A 14,499-nucleotide genomic window follows, 5' to 3' on the forward strand; every position below is an offset into this window, starting at 1 on the left:
GGTACGTATACGATGGCCGTGACGCAGGTAAGGACAAGCAGCGTGAGCAGCGTCCATCGCGTCTTTGCAAATCGGGCCCACTGACTCACGGCGCAGTTCGCCCGATCTCGCCATTCTGCAGCGCTCTACGGAAGGTGTGAATGGCTTCGTCGAGCCGGTGGTCGGGACCCCCCTCGGATTTTTCGAGCGCGGTCAGTACCTCCTGGCAGCCGGCTACGTCGCCGAGCGAGGCATCTAGCTGGAAAAGAAGGACACCGATGCCGTTGTTGTGCTCGCTGTCCCGCCATGCCTGGCGAACCATGGCACGAGCTTCTTCGATCCGGTTGAGATCGGCAAGCATGTGGCCCGTGTTGTAGCGTGTGCGCCACACCGCCTGAGCGTTACCAGGTTGTGGAGTCTCGGCGAGCCATGCGGAGGCTGTCGCCGCGATGCGCGCCGCATCGACCGCGCTGCAGCCCTGGGAAATCCGGGTTGCGAGTAGCTCCCACCCGGTCATCGCGTAGTTGCTTATGCGGCCGTTCGCCCGCTGCGCAAACTCCTGATACAAGGTGTCCGGCGCGGACTCGCTGTTGACTTCGCAGTAGGCGAGCAGACGCCAGATCGTTGACGTAGCCCGTTCCGTAGGCGGGCTGTTCCGCTCGCCCTCGTTGATGAAGTGGAGCGCGCCGTCCAGATCATGCGCCATCATGGCTCGGCCGGTGAGGTTGGAGAGCAGGCGTGCCGAGGTTGGATTGTATCCATACTGAACTGCATAGAACGTCGTTTCATCGCTCCAACCCTGGGCTTGATTCCAGGCACCCAGACCGTAGATGGCGACGCACCCGACGGCACAGGCAGAAAGCGCGCGGCGGACGCGTGGTTTGATTGCACTGGTGCCTACTGCAAGCCGGATAAGCCCAATAACGGCCAGCAACGCAAAAAATGAGGCGCCATAGTTGCGATGATCAAAATAGAGCTCCAGTCCGATCGGGCCGCCTTCGATAGAGTGGCTGATCAGGAAGCCTGCCACGCCGAGGGTGAACAACGGAGCGCGCCGGCGCAGCAGCCATGCGCAGGCGAGAGCGGCCATCCAGCCCAGCAAGGCTATTGCGGTCGACGCGGGTGTCCATAGACTCGTCGAAATTGGAAAATTGTCGTGGAACAGACCCATCCGCGCGCCAATTGGGAAGAAGCTCGCCTGCAGGTAGCTCCATAATATCCTGGGCTCAGTCATCAGCCTCTGTGGCAAGTCAAAGTCGCGTGCAGCGTAGCCCCCGGTGATCCAGTCCGGTCGCATTACCACGAAGGCTGCCCCGAGCAGGAGCGGCAGGATGACTGTGAGCGCAAAGAACAGCCTGACCTGTGCGGGCCGAGTGCTGCGGGTAAACAGGATGTACTCCAGTGCGGCCGCAAGCGGAGCGGCGAGGACGCCCGTTTCCTTGGCTGCGCCAGCCAGCAGGGTCAGGGCAGGTACGGCAAGCCAGAGCGCCGCCATGGCGAGGCGCGATCCGGATTCGATGCGCGGACGCGCGATCATGAATACGATCAGCGTGGCAAACACGAGTAGCACGGCCAGTTGCGCCATGCGCTGAATGATGTACAGCACCGTACTGGCCTGAATTGGCAGCCAAAGCCACGCGACGGCGATAAATGCCGCCAACCAGTTTGCGGTGGATCGTTCGATGCCTGTCTTCAGGACGATCAACCGGGCAAGGACGAACGCCAGGAGGCCGCATCCGAGATGAATGCCGAGATTGGTGGCTTTGAAGGCAAACGTATCGAGAGAGCGATCGAACCAGGCGTTGACAAGGAATGTCAGCATGCTCAAAGGGCGGCCACCGGGGCCCGAGCGGTTGCCATACACAACGCCCTGCCAGCCCAGTTGACCGTCAGTCCAGCGCTTCAGCGGCTCGAGGTTGCCAATGTCGTCCAGCAGGAAGGGGCCATGTAAGCCCGAGGCGTAGATCGCGACGGTTAGCAGAAGGGAAGCAAGGAAGGCTGCGGCAATACGTAGACGCAGCGATGAGGCTTCAGTGGCTTTCAGAATGGACAAGTGGTCTCCGGTATGGTGCGATCCGCCGGAGCCGGTGGATCAGCTACGACATGTAGCGGGCAGGAACTTGGCGCTCAGGGTGCCTGGCGTGCCGAAGCCGCCTAGGCCGTTGCAACTCCATAAGATGATGCCATTGCTCGCGGTTGGCGTCAGCGTAAAGGTTTTACCATCAACATCGCTGTCGATATGACGGTAGGTGACCTCAATGACGCCGCCTGCCATGACCGCCACCTGGCTGACGTAAGTGCTGCTACCCGTCTGGTAGCCTGCTCCATTGCTCGTTGACGGGAACACGCCCTTCGAGCCATACGTCTCGGCGACAGCCCACTTCGCTCCATCGGCCAGCAGGAGCCCCTCGGACACTTTGGCTCGCTTTGTGTAATCCTGATATTGCGGAATGGCGATCGCAGCCAGGATGGCGATGATCGCCACCACTATCATCAATTCGACGAGAGTGAAGCCTTTCGGCAATTTGCCCATGGTCTGCTCCCCTGTCATGCCCCCTGTAAGGCACGCACTGTCCGATAAAAAGAAGGCTCCCGAAGGAGCCTTCCATGGCCGCTACGATCCATAAAGGTTCGTAGCGACGATTGACGCGTTAACGCGATTACTTGCGGCAGTTGGCCGGCAGGTACTTGGAAATGACGGTGCCCGAACCGCCGCCCAGGCCAGCGGCGCCGTTGCAATCCCACTGGACCGCGCCCTGAGAGGCCGTCGGCGTCAGGAGGATGGTCTTGCCGTCGATGCCGGCAGCATCAATGTGCTGGTAGGTGATGGTGACCACGCCCTTGGTGTCGACCTTGAGCTCAGAAACGTACGTTGTTTTCGCGGTCTGGTAGCCAGCAGCTGCGCTGGTGGCCGGCCAGCCGCCCTTCGACTGGTAGGTTTCAGCGACAGCAAGCTTGGCGGCGTCTGCCAGGACCAGGCCTTCCGACACCTTCGAGCGCTTGGTGTAGTCCTGGTACTGCGGGATAGCGATAGCGGCAAGGATCGCGATGATCGCAACCACGATCATCAGTTCGATCAGGGTAAAGCCTTTCTGAATGTTCTTCATGGAACTTCCTCGAAATTGGTTAGCTAACCATTTGTTGTGTGATGCCCCCTGAGCTCTAGCGCCGGATCTCCTAGGCTGATCCGGTTTCCCCCTCATCATCGTTCGAGGTTGACCAGGAAGCTCACCCCACTGAAAGCACTAAACATGCCATGGTGGAGGCGACCCGCAGTATGCGAGCGAGGCCGATTCTGCACAGGCTGGCGCGGCTTGCAACTGCAAATCATCGCAACTGGCGATCCGGTCACAGGCACCCTTGTTCAAGTGACGCCCATGGTCAGCATGTGACGTTATGGGGCACTTTCTTCGCGAGGATTCAGCTTTCCTTGCCGTGCCTTAAGGGCCTGGCATGCGGCGATCACCGCGCTCGCGGCAAGCAACACCTCCACTCCGCGCAGTGGCGTGGCGTAGCGGGCATCTGCCTGAAGCAGGGTGTAAACGAGCGTGGCATAACCGGCCAGGCTGGCCACCGCGAACAGCATGGGTTCGCAGCGAATCCCCCGCAGCAGGGCAAGGATCGCCCCCACCAGCGCCGCCAGCATGATCAGCGGGGAGGCCACGAAAAAGACGCCGCTGGTTGCACGGAGCACTGGATTGACGGCCAGGAGGGAGTGCGTCGTGGCGAACACGTACACATCACCCTGGCCGATGCCAATGTTCCAGCCCCACAATTCAACCGGTTTACGCAGGTACCAGGCGGTGTAATGGCCGGGCGCGGCGGCAAGCCGGCCACCCACGGCACGCAGGCCCTCCGCCGGGGACCTGGCCACCAGCCGGAACTCCGCATCGATGGTCCGCATGGTCTCGGCGGCGTCGGCGTCGATGGTCATGGCGGCGTACTGCTCGTGATATTCGGGCCAGGAGCCCTGCACGAAGTTCATGGCCACGCGGCTTGTCGCCGTCGTGCTGCCGGGCACCGTGGCGTTGCGCACCATCCAGCCGGCCACGGGCAATACCGAGGCGACCAGCAGGCAAAGCCACAGCCGCCGTTGTGTGGGCATCCGCCACAGGGCAAACAACGCCAGCAGCGGGGCAAACGGCGCGAATACGGCATTGGTGAGCGCTGCACCGGCGAAACTTGCACCCGCAAGCAGGCCTGGCATGGGGCGCTGCTTGCGCAGCGCAATCTCCAGCGTGTAGCAGGCCGCGCCGATGAAGAAGCCCGTGAGCGTCTCGCTGAGCAGGTAGCCCGACATGCTGATCAGGTGTGGCCACAACGCCACCGCGACGGCGACAGCCAGCCCGGCACGGAACGAAAGCCGGCGCCGCGCCAGGGCGCCGTAGAAATACACCGTGGCCGCTGAAAGCGCGGCCTGGATCAGGAGCATGGCGTGATAGAAGGGCTCGCCCCATCCGAGGGCCGCGCCGGTGGCGGCCATAAGCGCGGGGTAGCCTGGGTCGCGGAAGGTATCCGGCGGCGGCATCGGTACGTTGGTCGGCGCGCCAGAGAAGACGTGGTGCTGCACCAGGTTCACCGCGTACTTGAAGTACTGCAGGGCATCACCGCGCAGCGGATCCTCGACGATGGTGGTATTGGCGTACCAGATCCGGATCAGAAAAGCGGCCACGGCGACGATCAGGAGTACCCCGGCTTCGCCCCATGGGCGGCGGGTGGCGGTGCGTGTCTCGTTCAACGGCTTTCCCCTTTGGCGTACCGCCGAGTCTAGCGTACCCCTCCGGCATGGTTGCGCCCGCGCGGCCGTGCCCGTACCGTCGCCATGCGACTCACCCAAGGAACGCTTTCATGAAACTCCGCTTTGCCGCGCTTGCGCTCGCGTTGGCCGCCGGCCCCGTGGTGGCGGCCGATGCCGACACCACGGCCACCCACCCTTTCTCCATCCGCGACCTGGTCATGATGGACCGGGTGGGCGACCCGCAGCTTTCGCCGGATGGCCGCTATGCGCTATTCGCGGTGCGCGCCACCGATTACGCGGCGAACAAGGGCGTGACCTCCCTGTATGTCATGGACCTGGATAAGCCGCCCCAGGCGGTCAAGGTCATCGAGAAGGGGTCATCTGCTCGTTGGGCGCCTGATGGTAGATCCATCTACTACGTGGCGCCTAAGGATGGCACCGCGCAGGTGTTCCACCGCGCCTTTGATGCGGGACAGGGCGGCAAGGGTCTGGCCTTGACCGTGGCGGCGGGCGATGCCATCACCGATGCACCGCTGGATGTGAACGCCTACAAGGTCTCCCCCGATGGCTCGAAGATCCTCCTGAGCTACGAGGTCTTCACCGACTGCGCCGACCTCAGCTGCACGAAAGAGCGCCTGGACGGCCGTGAAAAGGACAAGTCCACCGGCACCGTCTACGACAAGCTGTTCGTTCGCCACTGGGATACCTGGGCTGACGGCCGCCGCGCCCAGCTCTACATCGCCGACGCCAAGGCCACCTCGCAGCCCGTACTGCTGAGCAAGGGCATCGATGGCGACGTGCCGAGCAAGCCGTTCGGCAGCGAAGATGAGTTCACCTTCTCGCCCGATGGCAAGACCGTGTTCTTCGATGCCCGCATCGCCGGCAAGACCGAACCCTGGTCCACCAACTTCGATATCTTCAGCGTGCCCGCGGATGGCTCGGCCAACCCCACCAACCTCACCGCTGAAAACCAGGCCTGGGACGCCAACCCACTGGTCTCGCCCGATGGCAAGACCCTCTACTACACGGCCATGAAGGAGCCGGGTTCGGAAGCCGACCGCTTCGGTATCTGGGCCCTTGACCTGGCCAGCGGTAGCAAGCACGAAGTGGACCCGCAGTGGGACCGCTCCGCTGGCACCCTGCAGATCTCTGCCGACGGCAAGACCCTCTACACAACCACCGATGACAACGGCCAGCACCCGCTGTTCGCCATCGATGCCGCCACCGGCAAGGTCACAACCCTGGTCACCGATGGCAGCGTCAGCGCCTTCGCCATCGGCGACAAGAGGATCCTGCTCTCGCGCGATGACCTGAAGCGCCCGGCCGATCTCTACACGGCGGACCTGAAGGGCAAGGGTCTCAAGCAGATCACCCACTACAACGCCAAGCGCATGAAGGCCGCCCAGGTCGGCGAGCCCGAGTTCTTCACCTTCATGGGCTGGAACAACGAAACCGTGCAGGGCTACGTGGTCAAGCCGGTCGGCTACAAGAAGGGCAAGACCTACCCGGTCGCCTTCATCATCCATGGCGGCCCGCAGGGTGCCATGACCAATAGCTGGAGCTACCGCTGGAACGCGCAGACCTACGCCGGCCAGGGCTTTGCCGTGGTCACGGTCAACTTCCACGGTTCCACCGGTTACGGTCAGGCTTTCACCGATGCGATTTCGGGTGACTGGGGCGGTAAGCCGCTCGAAGACCTGAAGGCCGGCTGGAGCGCCGCCCTGCAGAAGTACAGCTTCCTCGACGGCAACCGTGCGTGCGCCCTCGGCGCCAGCTACGGCGGCTACATGGTCTACTGGATGGCCGGCAACTGGAACCAGCCGTGGAAGTGCTTCGTCGACCACGATGGCGTCTTCGATGCACGCGCCATGTACTACGACACCGAAGAGCTCTGGTTTGAAGAAAAAGAAAACGGTGGCACGCAGTACGATCACCCGGAAAACTACGAGCGCTTCAACCCGATCAACCACGTGAAGGACTGGCGCGTGCCGATGCTCATCGTGCATAGCGGTCACGATTTCCGCATCCCGGATACCCAGGGCCTGGGCGCCTTCACGGCGCTCCAGCGTCGTGGTATCCCCAGCAAGCTGCTGCACTTCCCGGATGAGAACCACTGGGTGCTCAAGCCGCAGAACAGCGTGCAGTGGCATGAGACGGTGAATGCGTGGCTTAAGCAGTGGACATCTACTGCTGGAGTTGCGCAGTAAATTTGCAGTTGTTCCGCCGAACGGCGGCCCGCTGGGCCGCCGTTCTTGTGTGTGCCTGGCTAAGGAGTGACGTGAAACAGGGGAGTAACGATCTGGCGCGCCTAGCGCAATGGATCGCGGTAGTCTTCGCAGTGGCCGGCGGTCTTTTGATCTTATTGCCGCTCGCTCCGATCATGCCCGATCTCACGATTGATGGCGCGTGGCGCATCGCGAGCAATGCGGCTACGGCGCGCGAGCTGGTCTTTGGACAAGACTTCGTCTTTACGACGGGCCCCTATGCCGCGATTTACACGCGCATGTATTCGCCCGATACGGATCATCTGGCGTTGGCGGGCGCATGCTGCCTTGCACTGCCAATGCTCGGGGCCGTGGTTGTCAGCGTGCCAAGCCATCATCGGTTATGGCTGCTCGGCCTACCTGTGATCGGGGCGATGCCCGGCATGAGTGATGCGCTTTTCATCGGCATGCCATGGCTGCTCGTCCTCCTGGCGTCGGGTGGTCAATCCTGCGATCGCCGAGCCTGGATCACATTGCTGTATGCAGTGGTGGTTGCCAGCGCATTGCTGCCCTTGATAAAGGCAAGCTTCACTATTCCAGCGGTGGCTGGAGTTGTCATGGCGGCGTTGGTCGTCCGCCGCACGGGGCGCTTGCACGCGATCCTGTTGCCGTTGGCTTTTTTTGTAGGAATCGCGTGTGCGTGGTGCATCGCTGGGCAGCCGTTAGGCGCGCTCCCGTCGTATTTTGCATCGCAGGCAGAGATTATCGCCGGCTACGGCGACGCCATGTCCATTTCGGGCCCCGTGGCCGACATGGTACTTCTCGCCATTGCCTCGGGGTTGCTCTGTATCGCGTACCTGGGTGCAGAGCGGCCGCGCCTGCACATCTGGCTCGGTGCGATGTTGACGCTATTCATCGGGCTGAAGGCGGGCCTCGTTCGTCATGACGACTTACACTCGGCTATTGCAGCGGCCTCGGTGCTTCTCGTCGCCATATATGTTGTCTCTGTGATGCGCTCGTGGCCATGGCGCGCGGCGGCGATGCTGGCTGGGTCACTCGCGATCGCGGTATTCGCTCGTTTGGAGCCGATGTCGCCACAGGCCATTATCGGCCGCACCGCGAATGCAATAATTGATTCAGCGGCCATGGGGATCGATCGGCTGAACGGTTCGCCGCTCTTGAAGCTTCAATATCGTCGTGCTATCGGGCTCATAAACAGCCTCTCCGGAATTCAGTCCGATGGACTGTCTGCGGACGTCTACAGCGTGGGTGCATCGCTGGTGCCGCTAAGTGGAGAGCGGTGGTCCCCAAGGCCGGTCATCCAGAGCTACTCGGCCTATACGCCGTCGCTTATCTGGCGCAACGTGGAGCACCTGAAGAAGGGCGGTCCGGAAAGGGTCTACTGGCAAATCAACACCATTGATTCGCACTATCCATCGCTCGACGACGGCGCAAGCTGGCGATGGCTCCTCGGCGCCTACCGGCCCGTTGACCGGGTATCTGATTTCGTCGTTCTTGAGCGCACCGGGCAGGCGGCGGAGTTATCCCTGGGTGCCGAAGTCATCAAGGCGCGTCCGGCGCTGGGGGAGTTGATTACGCTTCCAGACGATTCGCCCCTGTGGGTAACAATCAAGCTCAAGTCGTCCTGGCTTGGACGGCTGCGTTCAATCGTTTTCAAGCAGCCTTCGGTTCATCTGATTGCTATGTACCCTGAGTACACCGTCAGTTATCGGGTCGTTCCTGGCATGATGGAAACCGGCTTTTTGCTTTCACCAACGATTGGAAGTACTAGCGAGCTGCTGTCCTTCCTCGCCAATGGCTTCGCGGCGACATCCAAGCGCCGTGTGCCGGAGCGCATTGCCATCGATGTCGATGATGGAGCGATGTGGTTCGAGGATTATTTCGAGATAAGCATTCATCGGCTTCGCATTCCAGAAAGCACCGCCAAGGCGTCCTTCCTTGATGAGGCAGAAATAACGTCAGCTCATTTCGAAGGCGGTGGTGATTGCGTTATTCAAACGTTTAATGGTGATCCGCTTCGAGGTGACTCCATCGTGGCCGCGGGCAGCACTATCGCGCTGACAGGGACTTTTGCGATGAGTAAGGCGGGCGGCATGCCGGCCGACGCGGCAGCGCTAATGGTCATCGATGAATCTGGCGTTCGTCATTTAGTCCATGCGCGCACCGTACCGAGGAGCGACGTGGCGAAGTTGTATGGCCTGTCGCTGCTCAACTCGGGCTTTAGCACTCTATTCAGCATGGAAGGTATGCCTCGGCCGTTGAAGGTGACTGTGCTGGTCGCAAAAGCGGGGCGTGCCTACGAATGCCGATCACCGTCATTGACCGTCCACTGACGATGCGCAGATTAAGACCGGTAGATGGACTTATCATCTGGACGTTCGCGATTTTTCGATGGGGGCGGTAGCAGAGCTTGGTGTTAACTGCTGTACGGGCAAAAACGTACGACCGGTGGCCAGGCATGACGCTGCGCAACGATTACGTTGGATCGAAGGCCTTCTTAGCGTTCTCTGCACCGGAATGCTACGTCGGAACGTTCCCGTTTTCAGGGCACGGATGGGGTGCTGGGATTCGATCCATTACGTTCTGCTGCCAAATAAGAAGTCCAAACTGAAAAACTTTGGTTCGAAGAAAAGGAAAGCGGTGGCACCCAGTACGATCACCCGGTTAAGTACGGACGCTTCGACCCGATCAACCGCGTGAAGGACTGGCGCGTGCCGGTGCTCATCGTGCACAACGGTCACGATTCCCGCATCCCGGATACCTAGGGCCTGCCCGAGGCAGCTTGTTCGGCATCATCAAAGCTGAATCCACATAGGTGAAATCCTACAGACTCAGGTGAGCCGTATCGCTAAAATTCGCGAACCCGACCACGCGTCCGTGCCGGGGTGGGGCCGGGGGAGCCATGCAACGCGACGAATGGGTATTCAAAACAGGCGATAGGGTCATCATGTGGATGCTCGCGCTCTGCGTCCTGATCATGGCCCTCGTCTTTGCGGGCCATGAAATTCGCCCATCGGATGATTGGGCGCATCGCCTCGGCACCTATGCCATCGCCATGGGTTTCGTCGCGGCCTACGTGGTTCCGGCGATCTTCCTGTTTCCCTCCATCGTTGTGACGGCCGACGGTTTGGCGCGACAGTATTACGGATTTCGTTCCGGGTACATCGCCTGGAGTGACATTACCTGCATACGTTGCCTCGACATGGGCCGGTTCCGTGCAAGGGAATACCGCGTCTGCACCGACACAAGGATGAGCTCCTGGCGGCTGGCGTTCCGCGGCGATTACGACAGCGTCGACGAGCTGATAGCGCTGATCCAGGCGCAGGTGACATCACGCGGCATCCCCGTCTATTCGAGCCGGATTGGACTCCCCGTCCTGATTGACCACATCCCACTGCCCGATGAGCCGGTCAAGAATCTGGGCTGAGTATGTTTTGGAGATCTGGGCCGGGACGCTGGCGGCGGATAGCGATAACGAGCGCGCCGGTATCGCCGGTGTGTTGTGCCTTCCATAGTGCGTTCATCGATTGCATAACGACTTCCCTTGTTTCGCCGCGACGTGCCCTGACGCGGCACAACAGGCAAACACCTGCCATACCGCGGACCATAAGGATCGCGATTCCTCCGGCTACCCGAGACCGGGCACCGGGCGGCGTGATTGACGACGTAGTCGCGGCGACAACCATCCATGAGGCGTTCCAGGCGCAACGCCTGCCTCATTCGATCAAGAATTTCCTCAAGCGATGGTGCCGCAGCGGTTCTTCAACCGTGCCTGCAGGCTACGCAGGCGGCCCGTTCACCATCGAGGTGCCGCCGGGGGGATCCAGCGGGCGAGCGAGTGCCGTATGATCGGTAACACCCATCATCAACTCCTGATTAGTTGGTTGTGGCTAGTGGGTCAGGGGTGGTCTAACACCCCTGGCCCGCGCTTTCATCGCCTGAGGGCGATGGTTGCCTCCGCGGTATGCATGATGAGCGCGCGCGGGCAACGAAACGACCGTAGCAAATTGCTGCGGTGATGTCTGTAAGAATGACGGACATCGTTTGTAAGGCAGTGCGATCAGCGCTTACCTACGCATCAACGCAAGGAATCGCTCACGGCGATTGTCCTCCGCCATCTATAACGATGCATAGAAAGAGGGCCCCGCTTGAAGCGGGGCCCTCTTCTTTTCGCACACCGGCGGCTCTTTATACCCACTCCTGGTCGGGCCCTTCATGGAAGGGGGCGGGAATCATCTTTCACCGGCTTGATGATTCCTTTAGGAGCGTCCTTGCGGCGGCTCCGTGGAGAAGCGTAGCGTGCGGCGTGTTCGCTTTGCAATCCGATGTTTCGTAATTTTGGATCGCGCGCAAGCGCGCTCCTACGAAGAGCGGGTTAGTCGTGCAGGCCTGTGCGCCAGGAGTGGGGTGTGCGTCCGGCGAAGCGTTTGAACACAGTGGTGAAGTGCGCCTGTGTACGGAAGCCTACTTCCATCGCTATGTCGATCAGTGAGCGGTTGCCTTCCGCCAGCAACCGCTTCGCACGTTCTATGCGGCATAGCTGCAGGTACTCATGCGGTTTATGCCCGGTGGCGGCACGGAAGCGCGCCGCAAAGTGCATCGGCGATAGCCCGGCGGAACGCGCAATATCCGCCAGTGTGATGCGCTTGCCGAGATTCGCATCCACGTAGTGGGTAACCTTGACGAGCCGCCAGTTCTGCAGCATGCCTCGGTGCTGGTCCGGGTGTCGTCGAGAACCATTGGCGCTGAGGTGGCGAAGGCGCGCCACGATGGGCTTGCCGAGGGATTCCGCACATCGCGTCATGCATCCCGCATCATGCGTAGCGAGCAGGGCACGGGCGAGCTTGTCGACGGCTTCATCGCGGTAGATGCCCGCCTGCAACGGCGTGGCGGCGATCTCGCGGGCAAGCTCAGCGTCGGCCGCTACAAACGCGTTTTCCATGCGCAGGTGCAGGCTATCCACCGGTTCGAAGAACTCGGCGGCGACCTGCTGCTCGGGTGCCGTCACGACGGCCGTCCCCGCAGGGATCGCTCCCGCGTGCCACGGACGCCCATCGACGCAAATGACGCCGCGCGTGGCCCTCAGGAAGATGGCAACGACATGCGCACCAGGCGGTGTGGTCGCGATGAGCCCACCCACGGGCGGCGAGGTCCAGCGCGAGGCAATGACCGGTTCAGTGCACCGTCGGGGTACAGAAGGCATGCGCCATGCCAGTTCCCGTTGGACAACGGGAAGGGGTGTAACAGGGTCTGTGTCATCCGTGAAACAACCTTCCAGGCCATCTCTGTGATTTTCGACACGACGCATCGCCACGGCCGCTCTCCCTCTAGGCGAGACCGTTGACCCCCTGGATCTGGCTGCCAGCCTTCGCGCATCCCCGCGAAGTGACGGCTGGCGTCATCCTGTCGAAATAGTAGCCACGGATTTGCCGAAACCGCAAGATCATGCCCCTTTGCGATTGTGAAGGCGAATCGGAGGCGGGCGGCCGGCTATCGGGGGATACCCGGCGCACCCACCCGCACGCATCACGCGTCAGTGCTGTTGCGATGCGTACGCGTCGTACTCGGCCTGGTTGAGCTTGCCGTCGTGGTCAAGGTCCGCGTCGTCCCAGTGCATCTTCATCCCCTCCAGGCGCGGGTACTTCTTCTCGAGCGCTGGCGTGATCGCATCGCGATCAATCATCTTCTGGCCCTTGGAAATGGACGCAAACGAAGGGTAATCCTTGCTTCCATCAGCAAGCGCTGCGGTGGTGAATGCGGTGGCGCCGGCCAGGGCGAGGGCGAGTAGGGTGTAGCGCGGTGACGTGAACATGGGTGGCTCCTGGTACGTGGTTGCGCCGGCGCGGCCGGCAGGGGTGTGGCGCGGTTACCGGTGCGCCTCAAGCGTGGCCGCCACGCGGGCTGCCACATCCTGTTCGGGAAGCTTGCGTCCGTAGTGATCCAGTAAGGTGCCGTCAGCGCCTACCAGATACAGCACGGTGGAGTGATCCATCAGGTAACCGCCTTCCGCGGGCACCTTGTTGAAATAGACGTGGTACGCATCCGTCACTTGCCTGATTTGCGATTCGGAACCAGTGAGGCCAACCACCTCGGGCCCGAAGGCGCGCACGTACGCCTTCATGCGCGCGGCGTTATCACGCGCCGGATCCACGGTGACGAAAACAGGGGTTACCGCAATACCCGTGCTTCCGCGAACACGGCGCGCGACCTGGACGATCTTCGCGACATCCACCGGGCAGACATCCGGGCACGACGTGTAACCGAAGTACATCAATAGCGGTTGCCCGCGATACGTCTGGTCAGAGACCGCGTGCCCATCCTGGTCGAGCAGGTGGAAGGGGCCACCTACATCGATATCCGCGGCAAGCGCGGGCATGGCGGAAAGCAGGCCAAAAAAGGCGAGCCAGCGGGTCATCAGAACGCTCCGTTCAAAACGAGCTGCACACCCAGCAGGTTCGAGGTCTGCCCCGCCTGCCGCGAGCGGCCACCGGAGAGCGCGACATCGATCAACCCGGTCAGGTGGTACACCACACTGGCTTCGGTGAGGTATTCGGTGCTGCTGCCGCTGCCCGCGGGCGAGATGTGCCGGTTGGTGTGGGTCAGGCCCCAGGCAAAACGCCCCGTGTCCAGGGTGAGCGAGGTGGTGAGATAGGACGTGTCGTAACCGGGCACGCCGTTTTCATTGTTCGTGCGGACGTATTCCACGAAGGGCACAAGGTCCACGTAGCGCGCCGCCAGTGTGGGCGAAAGCAACGTCGTTTCCGGAATGGGGATGAGGTAGCGGATCGATGCCGTGCGCGACTGTTCGTTCGCCGCGGTGGGGTTCGCCGCGCTGGTATCGCCCTTATGGTTGGCCATGTAGCCCAGCTGCACTTCGATATACGGGAGCGCGGCGGGCGCGCGCCAGTTCAATACCGCCGCCACGTTATTGGGCTTGCCGGTATTGGTGGCGCCACCATCGGAGCGGCGTGCCTGGGTCGAGGGCCGGAAGAACGCCGTGCTGAGAATCGAGGTATCGGCGGCATAGACGCTGATGCTGGGCGCCAGCGTACCGAGTGTGTACGACGAGAAGCGCCGGGCGTAGCTGCCCCCGATCACGCCGCCTAAGGCATAGGGGGCCACGAACCCACCGGTGTACAGGCCCGGTGCGGCCGTTTGCGCCCGGCCGTAGGGCAGGTCGAGCTTGCCCAGCCGCCAGGTATCTTCTTCGCCCTGGTGATACCAGTTGAGGTCGGCCACCTGCAGGCCGGTGCCACCCAGCCAGCGGCGTTCGCCGGGGCGCGCCGAGGTGACCGGGCTGATTTCCGTGCTCAGCCAGATTTCGTTATTCGTGTTGAAGCGGAAATGCAGGTCGTTGGTGATATCGAAGTAGCCGTTGGTGGTGACCTTGTTTGATTGATCCTGCGCCTTCAGGCCACTGAAGTCGTACTGGATGGCCGTGCCGTAATCGATGCCGAAGCCGGGGTAGCGGCCGCTGGAGGCGGTGGCGGTACCGCACAGTAGCAACGCGGTCGCTCCGACTATCGCGCGCAAGCGCGCTCCTACATGAACGCGCGG

Annotated in this window: 11 protein-coding genes; 3 read left to right on the forward strand and 8 right to left on the reverse strand. The window is 61.8% G+C overall.

Translation table 11 applies throughout. The annotated features are described in order from the left end of the window. Window positions 1–85 precede the first annotated feature (85 nt). The 4 genes from L2Y97_RS06120 to L2Y97_RS06135 form a co-directional block, all read right to left on the reverse strand. Window positions 86–2,032: a hypothetical protein gene (locus tag L2Y97_RS06120; protein ID WP_247434326.1), complete on the reverse strand. Its 1,947-nt coding sequence runs from the start codon at window positions 2,030–2,032 to the stop codon at window positions 86–88. Window positions 2,033–2,071: 39 nt separating this feature from the next. After that, window positions 2,072–2,512 (reverse strand): pilin, encoded by a 441-nt coding sequence (locus L2Y97_RS06125; protein WP_247434329.1) that lies wholly within the window; start codon window positions 2,510–2,512, stop codon window positions 2,072–2,074. Between the two features lie 127 nt (window positions 2,513–2,639). Further along, window positions 2,640–3,086, reverse strand: coding sequence for a pilin (locus tag L2Y97_RS06130; RefSeq protein WP_247434332.1), 447 nt, complete (start codon window positions 3,084–3,086; stop codon window positions 2,640–2,642). 287 nt (window positions 3,087–3,373) lie between these two features. Then, window positions 3,374–4,717: an ArnT family glycosyltransferase gene (locus tag L2Y97_RS06135; protein ID WP_247434335.1), complete on the reverse strand. Its 1,344-nt coding sequence runs from the start codon at window positions 4,715–4,717 to the stop codon at window positions 3,374–3,376. 110 nt (window positions 4,718–4,827) lie between these two features. On the opposite strand from L2Y97_RS06135, the gene L2Y97_RS06140 reads away from it, so the two are divergent. From L2Y97_RS06140 to L2Y97_RS06150, 3 genes are all read left to right on the forward strand, one after another. Next, window positions 4,828–6,924, forward strand: a complete 2,097-nt coding sequence (locus tag L2Y97_RS06140) for a S9 family peptidase (protein ID WP_247434338.1) — start codon at window positions 4,828–4,830, stop codon at window positions 6,922–6,924. Window positions 6,925–6,995: 71 nt separating this feature from the next. Further along, a complete protein-coding gene (locus L2Y97_RS06145; protein ID WP_247434340.1) occupies window positions 6,996–9,275 on the forward strand; it encodes a DUF2339 domain-containing protein in 2,280 nt (759 codons plus the stop codon). Window positions 9,276–9,844: 569 nt separating this feature from the next. Continuing rightward, window positions 9,845–10,369, forward strand: a complete 525-nt coding sequence (locus tag L2Y97_RS06150) for a hypothetical protein (RefSeq protein WP_247434343.1) — start codon at window positions 9,845–9,847, stop codon at window positions 10,367–10,369. Between the two features lie 948 nt (window positions 10,370–11,317). Here L2Y97_RS06150 and L2Y97_RS06155 read toward each other — a convergent pair. The 4 genes from L2Y97_RS06155 to L2Y97_RS06170 all read right to left on the reverse strand — a co-directional run bounded on the left by L2Y97_RS06155 (window position 11,318) and on the right by L2Y97_RS06170 (window position 14,475). Next, a complete protein-coding gene (locus L2Y97_RS06155) occupies window positions 11,318–12,145 on the reverse strand; it encodes an AraC family transcriptional regulator (protein WP_247434346.1) in 828 nt (275 codons plus the stop codon). 330 nt (window positions 12,146–12,475) lie between these two features. Further along, window positions 12,476–12,754, reverse strand: coding sequence for a hypothetical protein (locus L2Y97_RS06160; RefSeq protein WP_247434349.1), 279 nt, complete (start codon window positions 12,752–12,754; stop codon window positions 12,476–12,478). 54 nt (window positions 12,755–12,808) lie between these two features. Beyond that, entirely contained in the window at window positions 12,809–13,357 is a 549-nt protein-coding gene (locus tag L2Y97_RS06165; RefSeq protein WP_247434352.1) for an SCO family protein, read from the reverse strand. Next, the gene (locus tag L2Y97_RS06170) at window positions 13,357–14,475 is read right to left on the reverse strand and encodes a hypothetical protein (protein WP_247434355.1); all 1,119 of its coding nucleotides are present in this window, start codon (window positions 14,473–14,475) and stop codon (window positions 13,357–13,359) included. The genes L2Y97_RS06165 and L2Y97_RS06170 overlap by 1 nt, the downstream gene beginning before the upstream one ends. Window positions 14,476–14,499 lie beyond the last annotated feature (24 nt).

It is taken from the genome of Luteibacter aegosomatissinici, assembly GCF_023078495.1.
Taxonomy (GTDB): domain Bacteria; phylum Pseudomonadota; class Gammaproteobacteria; order Xanthomonadales; family Rhodanobacteraceae; genus Luteibacter; species Luteibacter aegosomatissinici.